We start from the raw sequence: 23,714 nt of genomic DNA on the forward strand, positions 1-23,714 counted from the left end.
TTCAACAATTTTTAAAATCTCACTTTTATTTTACTCAGTAACCTTGCGCAAAGTACAGCGACAGTCATAGTAAGGTGTACCCTCTCCTAAGTCGGCCACTTTATCCGGCGTTAAATAGTTTATTCCACCACCGTATTTAATCCAATGACCGTCTTCCATAACCACAGTATCAGGCCTTACCCTGCTAGTAAGTTTCGCCATACCCACAACCTGGCCTCTAGGAGATTCAACAATTACCTGATCTAGGTTTCTCACATAATGTTTTTCCGCTGTCTCCGGGTGTATTTCCACCGCTGGCCAAGTCTCCTCTGACTCTTCATGGGCAAACTGAGAGTGCATTTTTCCCTCTGGATGGGGAGTCATAAAAATATATGGGAATTCTTGACTCAAGGGATTAGCTTGTCCGATCTCTTCTGGCTCTACATAAGCACAGAGGGCATCTCCACTCTCCTTTAAATCAGTTTCAGAGTACAGTTCTATTTTTCCCGAAGGCGTATTGAAGTCTAGTTTTTCCCAAGCCACTTGAGGAGTTATGGGATTGCGACAGGGCTTATGGCTCAGAGCCTGCAAGGTAATATCCCCTCGTCTAGCTGCATCTGTATCTAAAGCAATTCCAAGCCACTCCTCTGGCTCCCTTTGAGGAACCCCTTTCAGCTCTAACTTTGCTGCTAGCTCACTAAAAATTTCCCAGTCCGGCTTTACCTTTCCTCGTCTTGGCACTATGGGCTTAGCCAGTGTTAAATAGTTGTTCCAACTGGTGCTAATCAAATCCCAGTCTTCAAATATTGTTGTACAGGGTAGTACTAAGTTAGCCATCATGGCCGTGTCGTTCAGATGATAATCTACCACTGTTACAAAGTCAACACTGTTGAAAGCAGCTTTCACTTTAGCTGTATTGGGTAATTGAGAAACCGGATTAGACCTAGTCACAAAAATGGCTTTAATCGGAGGGTCCTGTGCATTGAGAATCTCCTCCCCAGCTCTGCTCACGGGAAAGTTTCTACTGAAAACTGCCAGCTCCTCACCCTCTAAGCTATTTAAAAGCTGTCCATTGGTCCCCTGGGCATAATGAGCACCGGCACCAGGCCGACCCAAATTGCCCGTAATCGCCGCCAAAGCATCAATTGCCCTGACAGTTTTTCCCCCATTTCCGTATCGCTGCAAACCATAGCCAATCAGGATACTAACTGGCCGATGTTTGGCCACAATACGCGCCAGATTCTCAATCACTTTGGGCTCTACCCCAGTGATGGCTGCAACCTTATGGGGATTATACTCAGCCACTAGCTTGGCGTATTCCTCAAAACCTTTTACATTCTGAGATACAAATTCAAAGTCTAACCATCGATTATTCAAGATCACATGAGCCACACCAAGAGCCAAAGCCCCATCGGTACCAGGTCTTATATCTATGTGCTGGTCACAAAAAGCTGTGGATTTTACTTTTAAGGGGTTGATAGCAATTACCGAAGCGCCCTGTTCCCGGGCCTCTTTAATATAGGGTACCATGTGAATGCTAGTGACCGCAGGGTCCCTCCCCCACAAAATTATGGTTTTGGAGTTTTTCAAATCACTCCAATCACTACTTTGCACTTGACCAAAGTCTAACTCCTGTGCTCTAAAGCCACTACCCCAACAAACACTGCCAGTATACGTAGTAACCCCCCCATAGGCATTGAAGAAGCGACGATCTAATGTCCTTAATATTCCATTGGACCCGTAGTCAAAGTGATGATAAACTGCTCTAGAATCATACTCTTTCTTGATTTGCCGTAGCTTTTCAGCCAAAATGCTGTATGCCTCTTCCCAGGTAATAGGGCGCCAGTCATCTCTAAACCTGTCCTCTCGATAAAGAGGCGCAGTAACCCGATCTACACTTTCCATGCGTCGCACTTGCTTTTGCGCTTTGGAACAAGTAAACCCTCTAGTATTGGGATTATCTGTCCCGCCTCTAATACTCATGATCTTATTGTCCTTAACCGTTACTTCTAGTTGGCAGCCGTCAACACAGTTGAGCGGACAGCCGGTTTTAAAAACCTCAGACATACTTAACCCTCCAGTGCACTTTTTACTTGCAGATAAACGGCGCATTCGATTCGCATTTTTGCAAGTTCACAGCCTACCTTATAAGGCTTGTATATATCTCCAGTATCCCCAAGGGAGTTGGCATGGCATCCCCCAGAACAATAGAAACGAGCCCAACATTCTGTACACTCCTCTTTGTTATAGATGTGGGCATTTTGAAACTTCTTAACTAAATCCTTTTTTGTCACACCATCGCTTACAGTCCCCAGCTTGTACTCTTCTCTACCTACAAACTGATGACAGGGATACAGGTCTCCAGTCGGGGTCACTGCCAAATACTCGTGTCCAGCTCCACATCCGGATAGGCGCTTGGGCAAACAAGGGCCTCTATTCAGATCCAAGTTGAAGTGGAAAAAGTTAATCTCCCTTCCCTCTTCCTTCCTTTTGTAAAACTCTTGAGCAAGTTTAATATATTCTTCTCTCAATTTAGGCATGTGCTCCTGCTTTAGAGCATAATCTTCTTCCGGTGGAGCAACAACCGGTTCCACTGACAGAGAAGTAAACCCCTCATCGGCCATGTGAAGAACATCCTTACTAAAGTCCAAATTTTTACTGGTATATGTTCCCCTCAAATAGTAGTTTTCCCCATTTCTAGAGCTGCAAAAACGTCTGTAGTTTTTTAAAATTATATCATAGGAGCCCCTCCCTGATACGGTTGGTCGCATTTGATCGTTAACCTCTGGTCGCCCATCCAAACTAAGCACTACACTCATCTGATTTTCATTTAGAAACTGCTCCACTTTATCATTGAGCAAAACCCCATTAGTTGTTAGCGTGAATTTTATATTTTTATCCAGCTGCCTAGCTTGTTCCTTTCCGTAAGCAACCAACTCTTGAACCACATCAAAATTCATCAGTGGCTCGCCGCCAAAAAAGTCCACTTCACAATTTTGCCTTGGACCTGAGGTAGCCAATAGTAAGTCAATGGCCTTTTTCCCAACCTCTAAGGACATATGCTCTCGCTGGCCGCCAAAATGTCCGCTACCTGCAAAGCAATAGCTACAGCGCAGATTGCAGTCGTGAGATATGTGCAGACACAACGCCTTTACAATTGGGTCCTGAGGCACAACATATTCGCTCCCGGATTCATCTCCACTAAAAAGAGTTCCCTCCTCAATTAGCTGTCTAACTTCATCAGCCACTCCTTCCCCATCAATAGCAGAGCAGCTAGAAGCAGCTACCAATCGCTCTTGAGCTTTACCCAAGGAACCAGTCTCCTGATAATAATCAATAAAATCCCAAGTCAATTGATCTATTACATGGATAGAGCCACTATTTACATCTAACATTATCTTTAAGCCGTCTATTTCAAATTTGTGAATTTTACTCATCTTTCTTTTCCCCCTAATTTATATCCACTGCATAAGTGTAAATAAACCGCCACCATATTGGTGACGGTTTTGTTTTTATCTTTCGCAGACTTGGTTTCCTACTGTACAAGAAGTCTTACAAGCGGACTGACAGGACGTCTGACAGGTTCCACATCCACCCTTTTTTACGGTTTCCTGCAATGATGTCTTAAATACAGTCACAATGTGCTTTTTAGTCATAAATAATCCCCCTCTTCTAATACGTTTACCTATGTTCTTAACCCTATAAATTATATCTTATAATAAGCCTTTACGCAACAATTCTACTTGATTACAATTACAGGACAATCGGCTTCATTAATCAGCCTTGCTGTTATGTTTCCTTTAAATAGATAGTCACTTAGCCGACTTTCACCGTGATGACCTACAACCATCAAGTCACACTGCATTTCATCAGCCACTTCTATAATAGTGCAAACTGGTTCGCCACTTCTCACCATTACCTTATAGGGTACATTGTTCTCTTTGAAAACTTTAATGGCTTTCTTCAAAACTTGTTCTGCGTTCTTTATCGCCTCTGCATCTGGACGAAGTCCACACTTATCCAGCTCATAGTCTACTTGTGCTGGAATATGGTGGCGAGGATCTAGCACATTAAGAATAGTAACTTCTCTTTCGGGCTTTTCTTTAATTAGACCGCAGATAGTTCTAGCTATCTTTCCACAAAGTGGGGAACCGCTGGTGGGAAATAGGATTTTTTTAAACACAAGTCTCTACCTCCTAAATTGTCTTTATATTCATATATTTAGCCATCAAGTCCATAATTCCTTTTTTTCTACACAAATAAAAAAAACCACCTTGAAAGTGGTTTTTGATATCGATATTATTATGGTGCCTCGAGGCGGAATCGAACCACCGACACGAGGATTTTCAGTCCTCTGCTCTACCGACTGAGCTATCGAGGCAGATAATATAATGGCGGAGCTGACGGGAATCGAACCCGCGATCTCCGGCGTGACAGGCCGGCATGTTAACCGCTACACTACAGCTCCGCATTAAAAAAAATATGGTGGGCGATGACAGGATCGAACTGCCGACCCCCTGCTTGTAAGGCAGGTGCTCTCCCAGCTGAGCTAATCGCCCTTGGTGACCCGTACGGGATTCGAACCCGTGTTACCGCCGTGAAAGGGCGGTGTCTTAGACCCCTTGACCAACGGGCCAAAAATGGTGAGCCATGAAGGATTCGAACCTTCGACACCCTGATTAAAAGTCAGGTGCTCTGCCGACTGAGCTAATGGCTCATTTCCTTTCGACAAGTATAGATATTACAGCATATTGAACCTAAAGTCAACAGTTTTTCAAAAAAAAGTTTAATGTTTTATTCTGGTAATGCTATTTTGACCTTTTCTATGCTATAAAAGAAAGCCAAGGACTAGTCCTTGGCTATTAGAATTCTAGAAAAGACTTTCAGTAACTATGGTTTGCTCTCGCTTTGGCCCCACTGCTATAATCGCAGTTTTAACCTTAGATAGTTCCTGAATGCGCTCAATATATCTTTTAGCTTCATCAGGTAATTGCTCATAACTCCTAACTTCACTAGTGCTACTCATCCACCCTGGATGCTCCTCATAAACCGGCTCACACAGGGATAATTGCTTGAGACTGTTTGGGAAACTCTCCAACTTATCCCCTTTATACTTATATCCAGTACAGATTTTTATCTTTTCAACTCCGTCCAATACGTCTAATTTGGTTAAAGCCACGTGACTAATACCGCTCACCTGTACAGCATAGTTGAACATAACCATATCAAACCAACCGCACCTTCTAGGTCTACCTGTAGTGGTGCCAAACTCGTGTCCAGCCCTCCTGATTTCATCTCCAACTTCATCATTTAACTCTGTAGGAAATGGTCCTTCCCCCACTCGGGTAGTGTAAGCCTTTACTACCCCTAAAACTTTGTCAATCTTCGTGGGACCAAAACCCACACCCACGCAAGCACCACCTGCAATGGGATTAGATGAAGTCACAAAGGGGTACGTTCCATGATCTAGGTCCAAGAGCGTTCCTTGAGCTCCCTCAAATAAAACTCGCTCACCTCTATCGTAGATCTGATTTATTAGGTGAGAAGTATCTGCTATAAATTCTTTAATCTTTTCCCCATAGGCCAAATATTTATCCAGAACATCCTCTATATCTAAAGGCCTAGCTTCATAAACTCGTTCTAACAATAGATTCTTCTGATCTAACACAGCCGCCAGTCTCTGTTTAAGCTCATCTGGATCTAATAAATCCCCTATCCTAATGCCCGATCGAGCAGCCTTATCCATATATGCAGGGCCAATCCCCCTCTTGGTGGTACCTATCTTGTTTTCTCCTCTGCGCTCTTCTTCTAGCTCATCTAAGAGCCTGTGGTAGGGCATAATCACATGTGCATTAGTACTTATCCTCAATCCAGATACGTCAATATTTCGGGCTTTAAGGTATTCCAGCTCCTCAAGTAAAACTTGGGGGTCTACTACTACACCATTTCCGATAACACAGATTGTATCAGGGTACAATATCCCCGAAGGAATTAAGTGAAGCTTAAACTCCTCATCACCTACTACCACTGTGTGCCCAGCATTATTCCCCCCTTGATATCGCACTACTGCATCTGCTTTTTCAGCTAAAAAGTCCGTTATTTTCCCCTTACCCTCATCGCCCCATTGAGCTCCTATCAATACTACACTTGACATGCTTTCTGCACCTCCACCTTTCTAAACCGTACTAGCTACTTTTGCTGCGTTCAATTATTTCTTTTGCACAAACAACCCCCGCTACAGATGCCTGGGCTAACCCCCTGGTCACCCCTGCGCCATCTCCTGTGGCAAATAAGTTCTTTATCTTAGTTTCTAAGTTCTTATTTAATTCTAACCTAGAAGAGTAAAACTTCACCTCTACGCCGTAGAGCAGAGTATTTCTAGAGTACACACCCGGACAGATTACATCCATAGCTTTAAGCATTTCAACAATTGACATTAGGTGCCTGTATGGGAACACTAGAGATAAATCCCCCGGAGTTGCATCTTTCAGGGTAGGAGTTACTAGACCTCGTTGCAGCCGCTCAGTAGTAGTCCTTTTGCCGGCAATTAAGTCCCCTAACCTCTGAACTATAACTCCATCTCCTAAGAGGTTTGCCAATCGCGCTACATACTTTCCATAGGCAATAGGTTCTTTAAATGGCTCCGTAAAGGTCTTGCTAACCAGCAAGGCAAAATTTGTGTTATCGGTCTTTACTTCCGCATGACTGTGACCGTTTACTGTTATCAACCCGTCGTTGTTTTCAGTCACAACCTCCCCGTAGGGATTCATGCAAAAAGTCCTCACTTTATCGTCAAAGGTCTTGGAGTGATAAATCAGCTTTGACTCGTAGACTATCTTAGTCAAATCGTCCATCACAGGCGCCGGCAATTCTACCCTAACACCAATATCCACTGGGTTAATGGCAGTGTCTATCCCCAAGCGCTTAGACTCATTGGCAAGCCATTCAGAACCCTCCCTGCCAGGGCATACAATCACATAATCACTGGTAATCTCTTGCCCATTTTCTAGCTTTACACCTTTAGCAACTTCATTAGCTGTTACTAATTCCTTAACACCTGTCTTAAACCTTATATCCACACCCTTACTAGCTAAGAAATCTTTCATCTTACCTAGTATTTGACCAGTTCTGCCCGTTCCCAAATGCCTTATGGGAACCGGTAGTAACTTCAGCTCCGCCATAACCGCTTTCCGCTTAATATCTTCAATTTTATCCTGTTGGTCTAATCCGTATACTTTTTCTGGAGCTCCATACTGCTTGTATATATTATCTACATAATCAATTTGCTTTATTAGTTCTTCTTCTCCAATATACTGATCTAACATTCCTCCTACATCTGGCGAAAGAGTTAACTTTCCATCGCTAAAAGCTCCAGCGCCACCCCAGCCACAGACAATGCCACAAGGACGACAGTATACACACTTCTCTCCCTTTAGTTTAGCCGGACAATTGCGCTTATTGATATCAACGCCCTTTTCCACTATCAATATCTTCACATTTTGATCCTGTTCAATCAGTTCCAGTGCTGCAAAAATACCAGCAGGACCTGCACCTACTATGATTACATCATAATCCTTACTCATGGTGCCACACCCCTTCTACTATATGCTTTTATAGTAACCTCACTAGCAACATGTTAATTCTAACAGAGGGGTTTGCAGGTGTCAATGAAAAATACGAATGTTAAATCGACACAATGCGATAACATTCGTATTTTAATCCTCTATTATCCACGGCCCTTTTCCAAATTAACAAACTTAGTAAATTCCTTTAAAAATCCTAGCTCTACCGTACCTACAGGTCCATGCCTGTGCTTAGAAACAATGATTTCCGCTATCCCCTGCTTTTCAGATTCAGGGTCGTAATATTCGTCTCTGTAGATGAACAAAACAACGTCTGCATCGGCCTCAATAGAGCCACTCTCTAACAGATCCGACATCACCGGACGCTTATCCTGCCTTTGTTCTACCCCCCGGTTTAGCTGAGAGAGACACATAACAGGTACATTCAGTTCCCGCGCAAGCCCTTTGAGAGCCCTAGATATCTGAGCTATTTCCTGTTGTCTGCTGTCCACCCTGCGATGACTGGACATTAACTGCAAATAATCGATAACTATTAGACCTAACCCATGCTCTGCCATTAGCCTTCTGGCTTTAGCCCTCATCTCCATAACCGAAATAGCCGGCGTATCATCAATAAATACAGGGGCTTCTGAAAGGGGACCTACAGCTTGCACTAACCTACTCCAATCGCCTTCCTGAAGGTTACCTGTCCTCATCTTTTGCTGATCAATTAAAGCGTCAGAGCATAGCATCCGCTGCACTAACTGATCTTTTGACATCTCCAGACTAAAGACTGCCACCGGAGTATTATGCTTTACAGCTGCTGATTGAGCTATATTTAGACAAAAACTAGTTTTCCCCATAGCAGGTCTAGCGGCACAGATAATCAAGTCTGATTTTTGCAAACCAGACAGCATTCTATCTAAATCTGCAAAGGTGGGAACTCCTGATACCTGTCCCCTATTCTGGTATAGAGCCTCAATTTTATCCACCGTCTCTAAAAGCAGCTCTTTAATGGGAGTAAACCCTTCTTTTGTCCTTTTTTGGCCTATAGAGAAAATGAGCTGTTCTGCCTCATCCACCAATTCTTCAATTTCATCAGGGGAATCATAGCCTCGCTGAGCTATTTTAGTGGATGCTTGAATCAACATTCGCAGCAGCGCTTTTTCCCATACTATCTTAGCGTAGTATTCAACGTTGGCTGCCGTAGGAATCCCTTCAGCTAGAGATGCTATATAAGTAGCTCCTCCCACTTGCTCTAACTTATTTGTAGCACTGAGTTCCTCTGTAACTGTAATAAGGTCTACAGGTTCGCTCTTTTCGTTTAAATTCATAATAGCTTCATAAAGAATATTGTGGGCATCTCTATAGAAATCTCCCACCGAAAGTATCTCCATTACGGAATAGACAGCTTCCTTGTCTATCATCATGGCTCCCAGAACTGATTGTTCTGCTTCTAAATTGTGAGGTGGCACTTTACTCAATCTACTGCCTTCTCCTGCACTCACTTCTTCCATCTCCCCACTTATTCTTCTATTACGTGTACCGTCATGGTTCCAGAAGCCTCAGGGTGAAGCTTAACTGGCAACTTGTGTACCCCAAGAGTTTTAATCGGGTCTTTTAGATCAATTTTGCGCTTATCTATTTTAATTTTGTGTTGTTTCTCCAACACTTTGGTGATCTCTTTACTGGTAACTGAACCAAATAGGCGACCTCCCTCACCTGCTTTGGTTTTCACTTCTACTTTGATCTTTTCCAGCTTCTCCACTAAATTCTTTGCCTCTTTAAGCTCTTGTTCTTTCTTTTTCGCTTCTTGATTTTTTTGCTGCTTTAGCTTTTTTACATTGGCGTCATTTGCTTCAACAGCTAAATTCCTGGGAAGCAGATAGTTTCTGGCATAACCTTCTGCCACATTTACCACTTCACCCTTCTTCCCTTTTCCCTTTACATCCTGTTGTAGGATAACTTTCACAGCAATCACCTCTCCTATCTTTTTTGTTACTTATCTACTTTCTCCTCATCCTTATTCTTTACCAACTTGCGATAACTAAATAAAGGATCAAATAAACCCAAAATAACTGCTAGCATTAGAGCAAAGGGTAGATTCAACAATATTACCACAAGAATAATCAGCTTAATCCACTTAGATGCTTTCCAGCGATGATTAAAGAAGGCAATAACTGATATTCCGCTAATGAGCAATATGGGTGCGTAAATATAAAAGATATTATAACTCACATTTATCAGTGTCTGGTTTTCATAATAGTCCCCAATGAGCAGTAGGGCCAAAGCTAAAATAAAGCCCCAGACAAAATACCAGGGAAGCTGCCACTCCCTAAAAGGCGGAAGGTCTTCAATCTGATAGTTTAGCCTCTTTAGCGTCATTCGCGCTAAAAGAAAACCAATGCATCCTGTAAAGAGTGCTCCCGTTATGAACACACTAGGTAATAGCACTACTGCAACCTGAGTCAGGGTTGCTATCAAGTCTCTTATCTCTTCTTCTGTCAATGCCCCATTATCCAGGAGACCCATTTGCCGATAAAGCTCCACTGTAGCATCTGCTTGTCCCAACATTTCTTGTCGCATCTGCGTCAAGTCAAAGCCCATGATAAACGCACTCAAGACCAATCCCAAAAGAGCAGATATCCCAACAACTACTCCACCACTGAGCAGTACTTTACCCGAAGGCCATCTTTGCTTAAATCCATATCCAAACACCAAACTGGCTGGCCCCATTCCCAACAGCAGAAAAACTGCCCTAACTGGATTAACCAACATCCCCAACAGCAATGCCGTCACTATAAGTGCCATGACACCAGTGCGCAGATCTTGGCGCATTATTACCACAATAATTGGTATAAACCAGATGAATGTAGTCACTACCTGTAAAACAGGAATAAAGTAGCCTATAGCCGCAAGCATTGTAGCTAAAGATGCAGCCATAGCCCCTTCTACCAGGGCCTTAGTTTCAAAGCTCTTTGATGCCATTTATGCCACCCCGCTTCTAGCTTAATTAATTCAATAGTTTAGCCTAATTGTCCTGCATTATATGAAGAAAACTTGGATTTTGCCAAGCCTTAGTTGCACTCATGCCATGGAAAGTTATACTTTCCTAATATATAAAAATAGAGGAAGCGCTGCGCTCCCTCCACAAATTCCATCTATTTTCTTTTATTCCCCTATTGTGAAGGGTAGTAAGGCAATATTTCTCGCCCTTTTTATAGACAACGTCAATTGACGTTGGTGTTTAGCACAAGTACCAGAAATTCTGCGAGGTAAAATTTTACCCCTCTCCGTCACGTACTTCTTTAACTTGTTTGGTTCTTTATAGTCTATAAACTCTACCTTGTCCACGCAAAAATTACATACGCGCTTTCTAGGTCTTCTTCCCTTTGGTCGTGCCATCATTATCCCTCCTAACTTGATTTTTTAGAATGGCAAGTCATCTTCCGGGATATCAACTTCTCTGCCGTAAGAACTTCCACCTTGCTGGTCATTGCCCTGTTTAGGGCTGCCATCTTTAGGCCAGTCCAAAAACTTCACAGTATCGGCTACAACCTCCGTCTTGCGCCGTTTCTGACCATCTTGACCTTCAAAGGCACTTACCTGCAATCTTCCATCCACGGCCACTAATCTCCCTTTGCCAATATGATTGGCACAGAGTTCTGCCAACTTACGCCAAGTGACAATGTCAATAAAGTCAACTTCTCGCTGTCCTTGTTGGTTAGAATAAGGCCTCTCAACAGCTAAGCCAAAAGAAGCTACAGGAACTCCACTGGGAGTATACCTAAGCTCTGGATCCCTGGTCAACCTACCTATTAAAACAACCTTGTTTAACATTGTACCCACCACCTACGGTTATTAGAATTATTCTCCCTGGCGAGTAATTAGGTGCTTAATTACCCCATCGGTAATTCTAAGTACTCGGTCAACTTCAGCAATAGCTTCCGCCGGCGCTTGGTATTCAACAAGTACATATACACCTTCATTAAACTTCATGATAGGGTATGCCAGCTTTCTCTTGCCCCACTGATCTACCTTTACAAGCTCACCGCCATTTCTGACAACAAGATCGTTCACCTTTTCCACCAATGCTTGACGCTTCTCTTCATCAAATTCTGGATTAATGATGTACACTAATTCGTACTGTCGCACGATCTTCACCTCCTCCCTCTGGACTAGCGGCTTCAGGTCTTTACCTGAAGCAGGGATGCAAACCTTTATTTGCATACTTTGTTACTATACCACAATATGATTATCGTGGCAAGAATCTATTACACATTAAAGCGGAAATGGGTTACATCTCCATCATTCATCACATAATCTTTACCTTCAAGTCTTACTAAGCCCTTTTCCCTGGCTTGAGCATAGCTGCCTGATTTTACTAAGTCTTCATAAGATACTACTTCTGCTCGAATAAAACCCTTTTCGAAATCAGTGTGAATTTTGCCCGCTGCTTGAGGCGCTTTAGTGCCCTGAACAATCGTCCAGGCACGTACTTCCTGCTCGCCAGCAGTAAAATAGGTGATTAAGCCCAATAGGCTATAACCTCCTCTAATAAGTTTATCCAATCCAGCTTCAGATAAACCCAGATCTTGTAAGAATTCTTCTTTATCTTCTTTGTCTAGCTCTGCAATCTCCGCTTCTATCTTAGCGCAGACCATAACTACTTCTGAGCCCTCAGCTTCGGCATATTCCTTAACCTCTTGCACCAACTTGTTTTCTCCACCTGAAGTCAAATCCTCTTCGCTTACATTTGCCACATAGAGAATTGGCTTAGTGCTTAGCAGTGGAAAAGCCTTAAGAATTCTCTCTTCTTCAGGTGTGAAATCTAAAGCTCTAGCTGATTTGCCTTCACTTAAAACTTGGTAGAGCTTCTCTAGCAGTGCATATTCATCTTTGTATTCCCGCTCTCCGGTTTTTAGCATCTTCTTGGTCTTCTCCATGCGTCTCTCAACTTGCTCTAAATCTGATAAAACCAGCTCTAAGTTGATTGTTTCAATATCTCGCACCGGCCCGATTGAACCGTCCACATGGGTAATATCTCCCGATTCAAAACACCTAACCACATGGGCTATAGCATCCACCTCTCGGATATTGGACAAAAATTTGTTGCCCAATCCCTCACCTTTGCTAGCCCCTTTCACTAGTCCAGCAATGTCCACAAACTCTATAGCTGTGGGCACCGTCTTTTTTGGTTTAACTAACTCGGTAAGCTTGTCCAAGCGCTCATCTGGCACTTCGACCACTCCCACATTAGGATCAATGGTACAAAAAGGATAGTTCGCTGCTTCTGCACCTGCTTGAGTTATAGCATTAAATAGAGTGGATTTCCCCACATTTGGTAGACCCACAATTCCGATTTGCATTTTTTCTTCAGCTCCTTATATAAACATCACTCCTCATTATATCCAATTAAACCTCTCTTGACAACGTAATTGAATATTAATAGCCTATATTCATAATTATATCCGTAGTTTTGCGCTTTCGCTTAAGCCAGCAGATTTCTGACAAAAGCTGCTCCACTATTATTTCATTTTTCTCTTCTATGACTTGTCTTCGGGGTATTTTTGGCAAGTCATCTATTTTATCGCTCATTAATCGGGGAAGTGGGTATGGACTATCACCCTGGAATTTCTCAATCCAATTTTCTGCAACCTGCTCTTCATAACTTCTGCCTGCAATCTCTGCCCAAACCAAAGTCCACGCTCTGGGTACTACTCGCCAAATATCATAGCCCCCTCCACCTAAAACCAAAAGCTTTCCTCCGGCAACTTGGTGTGCCAGCTTATGCATTACTCTACTGGCATGGCTATAAATTTGAGTTGTACAAGATAAATGGGTTAATGGGTCTAAATAATGGGCGTCACAACCTGCTTGGAATACTATTAAATCCGGTCTAAACTGCTGAATACACGGGATTACAACCCTATCAAAGGAAGTCATCCATGAATCGTCCTCGGTAAAAGCCTCCAGGGGAACATTTACACTGTACCCATAGCCCATACCTTCACCCAATTCCTTTATTTTCCCTGTTCCCGGGAATAAATAGCGACCTGTTTCATGAATGGAAATAGTCAGTACCTGGGGGTCACTGTAAAAGAGCTGTTGAACGCCATCACCATGATGAGCATCTATATCTACATAGGCAATTTTCATATCTGGGTAGTTTTTTCGCAGATATGATATAGCTACTGCAGCATCATTAAATACGCAAAACCCTGCTGCCTTTGCATGTTGAGCATGATGAAGCCCACCGGCAAAATTTACAGCATGGCTAACAATGCCCGTTACAATAAGTTGAGCGGCCTTCAGAGTGCCTCCTACTACCATCCTAGCAGCTTCATACATCCTGGGGAAAACAGGTGTATCCTCACTCCCCAACCCAAACTTTTGAGGAGAAATGGCTTCGCCAGCTCCCATCCCGCTACGATCGTAAATCATCTCCTCTTCTGGCTGACTCAAGCGTCTCACCACATCTATAAAATCTACATGGTGAGTTAATAAAAGTTCTTCCCTGAGAGCTGGAACAGGATCAGTTAAGTCCTCCAGTAAAAGCAGATTCATCTCATTTATCAATTCCATGGTTAAGTCTAAGCGCTTAGGCTGAAATGGATGATCTGGAGAAAATGTGTACTGGCTGTATGCGGGACTGTACATAGCCACTGCTTTACCCCCCATATCATACCATCCCTTTCTGAGGCCAAAGTATCTTATATCCCGCCTCTTCTAAGCCCTTAAGAGTTCCCCGTATATCCATACTTTGCAGTCGCAGGGTCATTATATGTCCCTGCTGTTCCGTAGGAGGGGTCATAAGAATACTTGTAATATTCATTCCTTCCTCATAAATAATGCTTCCAATCTTAGCAATGTGCCCCGCTTCATCGGGAATCTCTATCTTGACTAGAGAGCCCTGGTTTAATACCCCTAAAATCTTAGCCAAAGCCCTCCACATATCTGTCTCTGTTACCAAGCCAAGTAACTTCTTCCCGCTAACTACAGGAACACACCCAATCTTATTATTGGAAAATATATCAACCACATCGTCAATGTGATCCAACGGGTGAACCGTAATCACATTGGTTACCATTAAATCCTTTACCTTAGTAGTGAAGAGCACGTGTGCTTGATCACAGTCGTCCATAGGAGGTTTGGCTTCCACTAAGTCCGTGGTAGATATGATACCCACCAGTTCATTATCTTCTATCACCACAGGCAGATGTCTGATATTATTATCTTCAGTTGCAGTCAAGGCATCATAAAGAGTGCCTTGGGGACTTATGGTCACAACATTGGTTTGCATAACTTCCTCAACTAACATAAAATTCCCCCATTATATCATTCTACTTTTTTTCTACAATGGACTTTACAGCCCGTTCAAACTTCTTGCGAGGGAGTAATACCTGTCTCTCACAGCCATTACATTTAATTCGAAAGTCCATTCCAGTTCTCACAATCTCCCAGGTATCACTGCCACAGGGATGCGTTTTCTTCATCTTTACTATATCTCCTAGCTTATAATCTGCCATATTCGCGAGACTACTGTCCCTTTCACCTCCTGTTTACACACAAGTTACTAATTCCATATTTGTCTAGCAACAGCTCTAACTTTAGGGTTCTCATCACCCTTAAGTGCTTCAATTTTAGCATTGCTTAACACATCTTCTTCACCCCGGTGCTTTTTAATCCACTGAAGTGCAAACAATCGCACTTTCCAATGTTGGTCACCTACTACATCTAGCACCGATGCTAATACCACACTATTAGATTTTTCAATCCCCGAATCAGTTAATCCCATCAAGGCTTTAACTCTCACTTCAGGGCAACTGTCACTTAAGCAGTACTTTAATGCTTCATAAGCTTCAGGTGTCTTAAAATGCTTTAGCAATTCCACTGCATCTAATAACCCATCTTCTTTATTATATACTATTTCCTCAAGGCGTTTAAATACCAGCTCTGGATGTTTTAACAGTATTTTTCCAGTATGGGCAACAGGCCAGGTGCCTTTCCCTAAGTCTTCGAGAATTCTAGGTATTAACAGCCTTGAGTTTAGCTGCCATAGTGCTCCTGCTGCTGCTAATTGCACCAACTCATCCTTTTCTGTCAACACATTTAACAGTAGATCTGCTGCTTTATCTATGCTCAACAAACCCAAAGTCTCTATAGCTGCAAATCGACTTGCTCCACTTTTCTTAGTTCCAGCTAACTCCATTAACTCATCTATTATTCCCGCTGCATCCAGAATCCGTTTCAAAGACTGCCTGGTGACTACAGACATATTATGACAGCTGTTAATAATCATTGCAATTTCCGGAACTTCTAAACTTAAAATTCTCTCCTGAAGTTCAAGCGATAATTTGCCTCCAGTATCATTGAGATCGCACTTGATTTGCTCCAACAAATCTTCTTTAGTTCCAAGTCCTATTCGGATTTTATTAAAAGCTTTGGTTAGCAAACTACCACCCCCGGAGAGTATTGCATGAAAACTTGTAATTTATATTACTTTCTCCATATATTGTATATATCCTGCAGAGTTTAATATTGTAATGAAAATGAATAATCTAGGTTTACAATACTTAAATTAAGAATGTATCCATGCGCCTGCTTAAATGGCAAATCATTTCTATAAAAAGGAGATCTCATACATGAACTTAAAATGGTTTAGAGTTCCAAAGGACATTGTTTTTGGGGAGAATGCATTAGAGTATTTATCAACATTAAAAGGCAAGCGAGCGACCTTAGTTACAGGGGGTAGCTCAATGAAGCGTTTAGGATTTTTAGATGAAGCTCAAAAGCAACTTGAAAAGGCTGGTATGGAAGTTTCAATTGTTGATGACGTAGAACCCAATCCATCCATCGAAACAGTTATTCGCGGAGGAAAGGAAATGGCTGAATTCGGCCCAGATTGGATTATTGCCATTGGTGGTGGTTCGGCACTGGATGCTGCGAAGATCATGTGGGTTTATTATGAATATCCAGATACAAAATTCGAAGACCTTGTTCAAATGAAATTCCCTATCCTTCGTACAAAGGCAAAATTTGTAGCTATCCCGTCAACAAGTGGAACTGCATCTGAGATTACAGCTTTCTCGGTGATCACAGATACAAAGAATCATATTAAGTACCCTTTGGTTTCTTATGAAATGACCCCTGATATAGCGTTGTTAGATGTAAATCTCCCCACTAAAATGCCTCCCCACATTACAGCTAATACAGGAATGGATGTTATGGCACATGCCGTAGAAGCTTATGTATCTTCAAATGCAACTAGCTATACAGATCCATTTGCGTTTGAAGCTATTCGCCTGGTGTTTGAACAATTACCGGTTGCATATGAAGACGGACAGAATATCAAAGCAAGAGAAGATATGCATAATGCTTCTGCGCTAGCTGGTATGGCGTTTACAAACTCATCATTAGGTCTAGTACACAGTCTTGCACATAAAGTTGGTGGTGAGTTCGGTATTACTCATGGATTGGCAAATGCCATATTAATGCCTTATATCGTTGATTATAACCGAAAAGGAACAGATAAAATTTCAAAATTAGAAGATCTGTTGCGCATCGACAATCTAACAGAGGCATTACAAACATTAAACAAAAAAGTAGGCATTCCGTTAACATTACAAGGTGTGACGGAAGTGGATATTACAGAAGAAAAATTCTTGGCAGTACTTGACCGCATGAGTAAAAACGCCTTTGAGGACCCATGTACATTAACAAATCCTAGACAATCCTCAGCAGAAGACGTTGGTAAGATCTATGAATGTGCATTCTATGGAAAATCTGCATTAAAAATATAATTTTATTTTCCATTAATTAATAGCCAACCTAAGTGATTTCGACAATATCACTTAGGTTGGCTATTTTCTTAACCCATTATTGACATATGCCAATAATGGGTTATAATTGAATTATAAATGACATATGTTTTTAATCTAAAATACTATCTCACCAAAAGGAGGGATTTATATGCCTAAAAAGATCGCGCAGGAAACAGGAAGGGGCTTAGGAAACTGTAGAACAGCATTGTAATTGTAACCTCTCCACAAGATTTAGTTTCTATGATTGTAGAAAAAGCAGTAAATATGGCTAACATGATTAATATTCCCATTCTTGGACTAGTAGAAAACATGTCTTATTTCAAGTGTCCTGACAACGATAAGATATATCATATTTTTGGTGAAAGTCATTTGGAAGATGTGGCAACAAAATATGGGGTCAAGGTTTTAGGAGCAATACCCATTGATCCTCGTATTGCAGCTGCTTGTGATAATGGAAAAATTGAGGATCTTGAAGGGGACTGGTTTGATACTATAGGACCTATTTTAGAGGGCTAATACTCGTATTAACTCTATAAGGAGGAATTCCGATGAAAATTGTAGTAGCAACAGAAAATACGCAAATTACTGACCACTTTGGTCACTGCCAAGGTTTTAATATTTTTAACGTCCAAAACAATGAAGTTGTTGATTCTGAGTTTATAGAGAACCCTGGACACCGACCAGGATTTTTACCAAAATTTCTAAGCGACCTTGGAGCAAAAATTATTATATCCGGTGGTATGGGTGGCGCTGCTATTGATATTTTCAATAAAAAAGGAATTCAAGTTATTGTTGGTGTAAAAGGGGAGGCACAAGATGCTGTAGAAAGTTATCTGAAAGGCGAGTTAGTTTCCACAGGGTCTGCTTGTCATGAACACACATCATGATCAATGAAGGTGATTCTATGAAGCAAACTGAAAAAATTAAGGATATTAAAAAACTTATAAAATCTAAGGGCTATAAGTGCACAGATGCAAGGGAATCCATAATAGAAATATTTGTTTTAAGCAATGAACACCTTAAACCAAAAGATGTATATTACAAAACAAAAGAAAAAGAAATTAGCCTTCCTACAGTTTATCGTAATATTGATCTTCTTTGCAAGTTAGGGATTATTAAGGAAATTACAATTAATAACCATCGGTATTACGAACTCTATATTTATAGTAGTAAGAAGCTTCATATACATTTTCGTTGTAAAAAATGTGGTCAAATCAAGGAAAGTAGGGATCCCTTTGTAATTGAAAAAATGTATGAACAAATAAGTTATTTAGAAAATAAGTATGCTCACATTGTCGAAGACATCACCATAATTATAGAAGGAACTTGCAAAGATTGTAGGGAAAGAGAAATGCTTGATTAGAGTTGACGACCATTTAAAATGAGGTGATAACATGCCAAGGCCTAGAAAAGGAAGAAGGGTCTGCGAGCTACCAAAGATTGATCACTTTGGACCCATGTGTAATAGGGCAAGAGGTGAAGAACCGGTTACCATGTCTATTGAGGAATACGAAACCATTAGATTAATAGACTTAGAAGGGTACACCCAAGAGGAATGTAGTATTAATATGGGCGTGGCAAGAACTACCGTACAGGGTATCTATAATAAAGCGAGAAAAAAGCTAGCTGAAATCCTAATTAATGGCAAAGTGTTAAAAGTAGAGGGGGGAGATTATAAGATTTGTAACGGAAGACATCAATTCTGCCTTAAAAGACAAGTGCCAGGTAAAGGGCATGGATGCAGAAAGGGCATTGAAGAAGTTGAAAAGTCTTAATAAATCGCATCCATTAATGGATGCGATTTATGCTAGTAGTTTAATTCATAAAATGCTTTGTATGTTAAATATGTTGCATATATATCAGCCTTACTTGCTACTTCAAAGGGTGAATGCATTCCTAGAAGTGCAGGCCCACAATCTACAATTTCCATGCCATACTCACCTAAAAATCTGGCAATGGTGCCTCCACCTCCTTGGTCAACTTTCCCCAGTTCTGCCACCTGCCATGCTATCCCCTTTTCCTTGAGCATCCTGCGCACCAAGTTCATATACTCTGCATTGGCATCGCTAGCTCCGCTCTTGCCACCAACTCCTGTGTATTTGGTAAGTACCACACCATTACCCAAAAGTGCCCCATTCTTCTTATCCAATACTCCTTGGTAATTAGGGTCATCTGCTACACTTACATCAGCAGAAAGGGCCATTGAATTTATTAAACTGCGGCGAACAATTAGATCGGTGATCTCTTTTTCTTGTATAGACGCTACCAGTTGGGCTAGAAAGTAGGGGAAGTACTCTGACTGCATTCCTGTACTCCCTGTACTACCAATCTCTTCTTTATCAGCAAAGAGGGCAACAGCCGTCTTTTTAGGCCTTTCAGTCTGCAATATCGCCTCTAGAGAGGTGTATACACAAACTCTATCGTCTTGGCCATATCCACCTACCATGCTGCGATCAAAACCCACATCCCTAGCTGCACCTGCTGGAACTAACTCTAGCTCGGCACTGATAAAGTCCTCTTCTACCATACCGTAATGCCTGTTTAGCTCTGCCAAAATTCCTTCTACTATTTTCTCCTTAAATTTTCCTTCTAGTAAAGGCTTGCTCCCAACTAACACATTTAAGCCCTCACCAGCTATTCCCTTGGCTAAAGTCTTTTCCATTTGCTCTTTTGCCAGGTGAGGTAATAAATCAGTTATAGTAAAAACCGGATCATCATGTCGTTCCCCTAAAGATATTTCAAGCTTCCTGCCATCTTCAGTAAATACTACTCCGTGAAGGGCTAAAGGCATACCAACCCACTGGTATTTTTTAATCCCACCATAATAATGGGTCTTTAAAAGCCCAACTCCCTTTTCTTGATACAGGGGATTTGGCTTTAAGTCCAACCTCGGGGCATCAACATGACTGCCAATTATATTTAGTCCACTTTCCAAGGGGTCTACTCCCAGCACTGCTAAAATCACAGACTTATTCTGATGAACCCAGTAAATTCTTGTTCCTGGCTCAAAAACCTCTATCTGGTTAGCATGCCGAAAACCATTGTTCTCAGCCAGCTCAACTATTTTACTTACAGTCTGCCTTTCAGTCTTTGCTTCACTTAAAAAATACTTATAATCCTCGGCAAAGGCATACACTTGCTCCTCTTTGTCCTTTTGAATTTCCCAAGCTGTTTTCGGTTCATATCTTAATTTACTTTTTTCAGACATTGACAATACACCTTCCTTTTAGTATTTAAAAGACTCTACCAACTTCACCGGTAAATGGCAAAACCCCTCCCAAGCTTCCTTGGATAGCAATAAACGTCTCTAATAAGTAGGGGGTTAGTACTGATTGCTCTACTTCAGCACTAACTAGCATAAAGGATTGAAAGTGAGCCAACCCTCCCACTGTCAGTAGGGGTAATAACAAACCAAAGGCTAGGGTTAAACCCAACGCTCCTACTACTAATCCCAAAGCAGATCCTGCCATCCGATTAATAGGGTTAAATCCAGTTCTATCTACCCTCCTAGTTATGAATTTACCTAATCGCTTCACCACTGTAAAAGCTGCCATAAATAAAAAAGTAAAGGCCATTACTTCTGCAATAGTATTGGCAACTACATTAGTTACCAATTCACCTACAGAAGCTTGTCCCGCACCCACTAACTGGTTGTGCTCTAAATTAACCAACAGTAAATTCTTATATGTTTCTGGCAAGGACAGTTGATTAGCAACAGCTAGAAGATCTTCTCCTGCCACCCCATCTAAGGATGCATTGAAAACCGGCTGAGGAATGGGAAGTAAGGGCTCCACCCCATTGGCTATTCTATCAACCACTTGATAGGATTGATTTAGCCAATCCTTAAAGGCCCCATAGTATATTACCGCAACAACTATACCTACTCCATAAGCTGCAATGGAAGCCACAGAGGAGAGCAGCCCTGAAAAATAACCTCTAGCTAATGCAAACAACAGCACTGCCACTATTAGCAAATCTATATAATTCATAAGTTATCACTCCTTCCTCCCTCTATTATAACCAAAGAAGATAGGGTTTACAGCATAGAAAAAGCACTCTTAAAATGAGTGCTCTTCGCCAGGAAATTGACCCTCCTTAACTTCCCGTTTATATTCACTTAAGGCTTTAACTATTTCTTCAGATAAATCAGCATAAACCTTTACAAACTTGGGTGAAATCTTTTTATAAATTCCCAACATATCGTGATATACCAGAACCTGTCCGTCGCATCCTACACCTGCCCCAATTCCAATGGTGGGAACTGATACTATCTCTGTTACCTTTTTTGCCAATTCTGCTGGAACACACTCCAGCACTAAGGCTATTATTCCCGCTTCAGTTAACTTCTCCGCATCTTGCAAGATGGCCTCTGCCTCTTCCTGGCCTCTACCCTGAACCTTATAACCTCCTAGCTGGGTAGCAGTCTGGGGAGTAAGACCTAAATGCCCCACTACGGGAATTCCCGCTTGGGTCATAGCTTTAACCGCCTCTACCCTTTGAGAGCCTCCCTCTAGCTTTACTGCATCGGCTCCCCCTTCTTTAATTAAGCGCCCGCCATTTCTCATGGCATCAATTGGACTAATTTCATAGGACATATAGGGCAAGTCCGCTACTACAAATGTATTTTCAGCTCCCCGAACTGTGGCTTTTGTATGGTGCACCATATCCTCCATGGTTACAGGGACTGTGCTATCATAACCCAACATAGTCATTCCCAGGGAATCCCCTACTAAAATCATTTCTATTCCCGCCTGCTCCGCTAAGATACCACTGGTATAATCATAGGCTGTTACCATTGTAATTTTTTCTCCATCTGTTTTCATTCTCTTAAAATCTAATACAGACAATTTTTTCTTTGCCATAGCAGAAACACCTCGTTTAGATTATTATAAATTTTAATTTTTGATTGCTTAATTGCACAAACTAAATGTGCAACTAATAAAGGAGAGATTGTATGCTAAAAAATAAAACCTCCCTATATATATTTATATTTATTGTTGTAATTACAGCTTTATTGTTCCTACACAATACTGATATAACTCGCATTTGGTTATAACTTATTTAACTGAAAGGAGTTGATTTTTTGACTGTTTTAATCCTTCTAGGTTTTGCTGCCTTAGTAATAGCAATAGCTAATGCTTATACTCTGTGGTTCGGTACCGCAGCTCAAAAACCCTATTATGCCCAATTAAAGGATAAATTGAAGGAAGAGACCGAACAGGAAGATCCCGAGGACTCTAAAAATTAATAATACTGCTTAAAGCTATTATAGCACAAGATGCCCATTATTTTACTTTTGTTAAGCCAATATTAATATTGTGTTAACTTTTATTTCAGCCAGTATTATTATGCTATAATTTAGTCAAAAGCAACAGGGGGAGGGGATAATATTGAAAGCAACTATTCTTGTAGTTGATGATGAACCTAGTATTTTAGAACTGGTGTCTTTTAACCTTGAACAAGCAGGCTACTCTGTAATCACTGCCACCGATGGGCATACCGGCTTATCCCAAGCCCAATCACTAAAGCCAGATCTAATCATCTTAGACCTGATGTTGCCGGGAATAGATGGTTTTGAAGTGTGCCAAGAAATCAGAAAAAGTCTGAAACTTCCCATACTCATGCTTACAGCTAAAACCGACGAAGTAGACAAGGTTCTAGGGCTAGAATTGGGAGCTGATGACTATCTAACAAAACCCTTTAGCCCTAGGGAAATGTTAGCACGGGTTAAGGCCCTGCTACGACGTAGCACTAACTTCAATGAAACCACTACCAGCGAAGACTTGGTTCGGGGTCACTTATTTATTTCTACAAATAAGCATCAGGTAACAGCTAAAGGAGAGCTGATCCAACTAACACTTACTGAATTTGAAATTCTACACTTGCTGGCTACCAATCCTGGAAAGGTATTTAGCCGGGATTTTCTTTTAAATCGTATTTGGGGAGAAGATTTTTTTGGCGACATCCGCACTATAGATGTACACGTAAGACACTTGCGAGAAAAAACAGAAGATGATCCCAGTAAGCCTCAGTACATTCTCACTGTTCGCGGTGTAGGCTATAAATTTAACGAGCAGGTGCAATAGGATGTTTAAAAGTATTCGCTGGAAGGTTACGCTTACCTATTTTGTTCTAGTACTGATTACACTCTTGATGTTGTCAGGTATTCTTTCTAAGGCTCTAGAGGGTTATTTTCTTCGTGACTTACAAGAACGTCTAACTGCTGAGACTGTTATGGCTCAACAGTTTTTAACTCCATATCTGGAACATGAAAATTATGATACTATCCACACCCTAACACTTTCTTTAGGAGAGCAAACCACTACTCGGGTTACAGTTATAGACAGCC

At 41.5% G+C, this 23,714-nt stretch carries 26 protein-coding genes, 5 tRNA genes and 1 pseudogene; 7 read left to right on the top strand and 25 right to left on the bottom strand.

Annotated features, from left to right (window positions below; translation table 11 throughout):
* Positions 1-30: 30 nt before the first annotated feature.
* The 22 genes from GGQ84_RS00600 to GGQ84_RS00705 all read right to left on the bottom strand — a co-directional run bounded on the left by GGQ84_RS00600 (position 31) and on the right by GGQ84_RS00705 (position 15,996).
* Positions 31-2,046, bottom strand: coding sequence for a molybdopterin-containing oxidoreductase family protein (locus GGQ84_RS00600; protein WP_429157812.1), 2,016 nt, complete (start codon positions 2,044-2,046; stop codon positions 31-33).
* Between the two features lie 2 nt (positions 2,047-2,048).
* Positions 2,049-3,416, bottom strand: a complete 1,368-nt coding sequence (scfB, locus tag GGQ84_RS00605) for a thioether cross-link-forming SCIFF peptide maturase (protein ID WP_429157814.1) — start codon at positions 3,414-3,416, stop codon at positions 2,049-2,051.
* Positions 3,417-3,491: 75 nt separating this feature from the next.
* On the bottom strand, positions 3,492-3,635 hold the full coding sequence (gene scfA, locus GGQ84_RS00610; RefSeq protein WP_429157816.1) for a six-cysteine ranthipeptide SCIFF: 144 nt from the start codon (positions 3,633-3,635) through the stop codon (positions 3,492-3,494).
* An 83-nt stretch (positions 3,636-3,718) separates the two neighbouring features.
* Complete coding sequence (locus tag GGQ84_RS00615; RefSeq protein WP_429157818.1) at positions 3,719-4,162, bottom strand: universal stress protein; 444 nt, start codon at positions 4,160-4,162, stop codon at positions 3,719-3,721.
* A gap of 122 nt (positions 4,163-4,284) precedes the next feature.
* Positions 4,285-4,360, bottom strand: a tRNA-Phe gene (locus GGQ84_RS00620).
* Between the two features lie 11 nt (positions 4,361-4,371).
* A tRNA-Asp gene (locus GGQ84_RS00625) sits at positions 4,372-4,447 on the bottom strand.
* A gap of 15 nt (positions 4,448-4,462) precedes the next feature.
* Positions 4,463-4,538 (bottom strand) — tRNA-Val (locus GGQ84_RS00630).
* Between the two features lies 1 nt (position 4,539).
* Positions 4,540-4,615 (bottom strand) — tRNA-Glu (locus GGQ84_RS00635).
* A 5-nt stretch (positions 4,616-4,620) separates the two neighbouring features.
* A tRNA-Lys gene (locus tag GGQ84_RS00640) sits at positions 4,621-4,696 on the bottom strand.
* A gap of 153 nt (positions 4,697-4,849) precedes the next feature.
* Positions 4,850-6,133 (bottom strand): adenylosuccinate synthase, encoded by a 1,284-nt coding sequence (locus GGQ84_RS00645; protein ID WP_429157820.1) that lies wholly within the window; start codon positions 6,131-6,133, stop codon positions 4,850-4,852.
* A gap of 31 nt (positions 6,134-6,164) precedes the next feature.
* Positions 6,165-7,562, bottom strand: coding sequence for an NAD(P)/FAD-dependent oxidoreductase (locus GGQ84_RS00650; RefSeq protein WP_429157822.1), 1,398 nt, complete (start codon positions 7,560-7,562; stop codon positions 6,165-6,167).
* 143 nt (positions 7,563-7,705) lie between these two features.
* A complete protein-coding gene (dnaB, locus tag GGQ84_RS00655; protein ID WP_429157824.1) occupies positions 7,706-9,058 on the bottom strand; it encodes a replicative DNA helicase in 1,353 nt (450 codons plus the stop codon).
* 8 nt (positions 9,059-9,066) lie between these two features.
* The gene (gene rplI, locus GGQ84_RS00660; protein WP_429157826.1) at positions 9,067-9,513 is read right to left on the bottom strand and encodes a 50S ribosomal protein L9; all 447 of its coding nucleotides are present in this window, start codon (positions 9,511-9,513) and stop codon (positions 9,067-9,069) included.
* Positions 9,514-9,539: 26 nt separating this feature from the next.
* Entirely contained in the window at positions 9,540-10,529 is a 990-nt protein-coding gene (locus GGQ84_RS00665; RefSeq protein ID WP_429157828.1) for a YybS family protein, read from the bottom strand.
* 183 nt (positions 10,530-10,712) lie between these two features.
* Positions 10,713-10,946, bottom strand: coding sequence for a 30S ribosomal protein S18 (rpsR, locus tag GGQ84_RS00670; protein WP_429157830.1), 234 nt, complete (start codon positions 10,944-10,946; stop codon positions 10,713-10,715).
* Between the two features lie 24 nt (positions 10,947-10,970).
* Entirely contained in the window at positions 10,971-11,381 is a 411-nt protein-coding gene (locus GGQ84_RS00675) for a single-stranded DNA-binding protein (protein WP_429157831.1), read from the bottom strand.
* Between the two features lie 27 nt (positions 11,382-11,408).
* Positions 11,409-11,696: a 30S ribosomal protein S6 gene (rpsF, locus tag GGQ84_RS00680; RefSeq protein WP_429157833.1), complete on the bottom strand. Its 288-nt coding sequence runs from the start codon at positions 11,694-11,696 to the stop codon at positions 11,409-11,411.
* 119 nt (positions 11,697-11,815) lie between these two features.
* On the bottom strand, positions 11,816-12,910 hold the full coding sequence (gene ychF / locus GGQ84_RS00685; RefSeq protein WP_429157835.1) for a redox-regulated ATPase YchF: 1,095 nt from the start codon (positions 12,908-12,910) through the stop codon (positions 11,816-11,818).
* Positions 12,911-12,986: 76 nt separating this feature from the next.
* Positions 12,987-14,222, bottom strand: a complete 1,236-nt coding sequence (locus GGQ84_RS00690) for an acetoin utilization protein AcuC (RefSeq protein ID WP_429157837.1) — start codon at positions 14,220-14,222, stop codon at positions 12,987-12,989.
* Between the two features lies 1 nt (position 14,223).
* Positions 14,224-14,862 carry a CBS domain-containing protein gene (locus tag GGQ84_RS00695; RefSeq protein WP_429157839.1) on the bottom strand — a complete coding sequence of 213 codons (639 nt, stop codon included), beginning with the start codon at positions 14,860-14,862 and terminating at the stop codon, positions 14,224-14,226.
* Positions 14,863-14,884: 22 nt separating this feature from the next.
* On the bottom strand, positions 14,885-15,070 hold the full coding sequence (locus GGQ84_RS00700) for a DUF951 domain-containing protein (protein WP_429157841.1): 186 nt from the start codon (positions 15,068-15,070) through the stop codon (positions 14,885-14,887).
* Positions 15,071-15,117: 47 nt separating this feature from the next.
* Complete coding sequence (locus GGQ84_RS00705) at positions 15,118-15,996, bottom strand: HEAT repeat domain-containing protein (protein WP_429157843.1); 879 nt, start codon at positions 15,994-15,996, stop codon at positions 15,118-15,120.
* Positions 15,997-16,186: 190 nt separating this feature from the next.
* Here GGQ84_RS00705 and GGQ84_RS00710 point away from each other — a divergent pair, with 190 nt between their 5' ends.
* From GGQ84_RS00710 to GGQ84_RS00730, 5 genes and pseudogenes are all read left to right on the top strand, one after another.
* Positions 16,187-17,344, top strand: coding sequence for an iron-containing alcohol dehydrogenase (locus GGQ84_RS00710; RefSeq protein WP_429157844.1), 1,158 nt, complete (start codon positions 16,187-16,189; stop codon positions 17,342-17,344).
* A gap of 219 nt (positions 17,345-17,563) precedes the next feature.
* Positions 17,564-17,881, top strand: a pseudogene (locus GGQ84_RS00715) (P-loop NTPase); the annotation flags it as partial.
* A gap of 32 nt (positions 17,882-17,913) precedes the next feature.
* Positions 17,914-18,252 carry a NifB/NifX family molybdenum-iron cluster-binding protein gene (locus GGQ84_RS00720; RefSeq protein ID WP_429157846.1) on the top strand — a complete coding sequence of 113 codons (339 nt, stop codon included), beginning with the start codon at positions 17,914-17,916 and terminating at the stop codon, positions 18,250-18,252.
* A 17-nt stretch (positions 18,253-18,269) separates the two neighbouring features.
* A complete protein-coding gene (locus GGQ84_RS00725) occupies positions 18,270-18,728 on the top strand; it encodes a Fur family transcriptional regulator (protein ID WP_429157848.1) in 459 nt (152 codons plus the stop codon).
* A gap of 31 nt (positions 18,729-18,759) precedes the next feature.
* Positions 18,760-19,140, top strand: coding sequence for a DUF134 domain-containing protein (locus tag GGQ84_RS00730; protein WP_429157850.1), 381 nt, complete (start codon positions 18,760-18,762; stop codon positions 19,138-19,140).
* Between the two features lie 32 nt (positions 19,141-19,172).
* Here the strand turns inward: GGQ84_RS00730 and GGQ84_RS00735 are convergent, their stop codons facing one another.
* The 3 genes from GGQ84_RS00735 to panB all read right to left on the bottom strand — a co-directional run bounded on the left by GGQ84_RS00735 (position 19,173) and on the right by panB (position 22,227).
* Positions 19,173-20,573: an aminopeptidase gene (locus tag GGQ84_RS00735; RefSeq protein ID WP_429157851.1), complete on the bottom strand. Its 1,401-nt coding sequence runs from the start codon at positions 20,571-20,573 to the stop codon at positions 19,173-19,175.
* A 25-nt stretch (positions 20,574-20,598) separates the two neighbouring features.
* Positions 20,599-21,354, bottom strand: a complete 756-nt coding sequence (locus GGQ84_RS00740) for a CvpA family protein (RefSeq protein ID WP_429157853.1) — start codon at positions 21,352-21,354, stop codon at positions 20,599-20,601.
* Positions 21,355-21,423: 69 nt separating this feature from the next.
* Positions 21,424-22,227: a 3-methyl-2-oxobutanoate hydroxymethyltransferase gene (panB, locus tag GGQ84_RS00745; RefSeq protein WP_429157854.1), complete on the bottom strand. Its 804-nt coding sequence runs from the start codon at positions 22,225-22,227 to the stop codon at positions 21,424-21,426.
* Between the two features lie 221 nt (positions 22,228-22,448).
* Between panB and GGQ84_RS00750 the strand changes: the two genes are divergently transcribed.
* On the top strand, positions 22,449-22,613 hold the full coding sequence (locus GGQ84_RS00750; protein ID WP_429157856.1) for a hypothetical protein: 165 nt from the start codon (positions 22,449-22,451) through the stop codon (positions 22,611-22,613).
* Positions 22,614-22,755: 142 nt separating this feature from the next.
* Positions 22,756-23,451, top strand: coding sequence for a response regulator (locus GGQ84_RS00755; RefSeq protein ID WP_429157858.1), 696 nt, complete (start codon positions 22,756-22,758; stop codon positions 23,449-23,451).
* Positions 23,452-23,714: the final 263 nt, after the last annotated feature.

The sequence above is a fragment of the Desulfitispora alkaliphila genome (genome assembly GCF_050433185.1).
GTDB lineage: Bacteria > Bacillota > Desulfitisporia > Desulfitisporales > Desulfitisporaceae > Desulfitispora > Desulfitispora alkaliphila.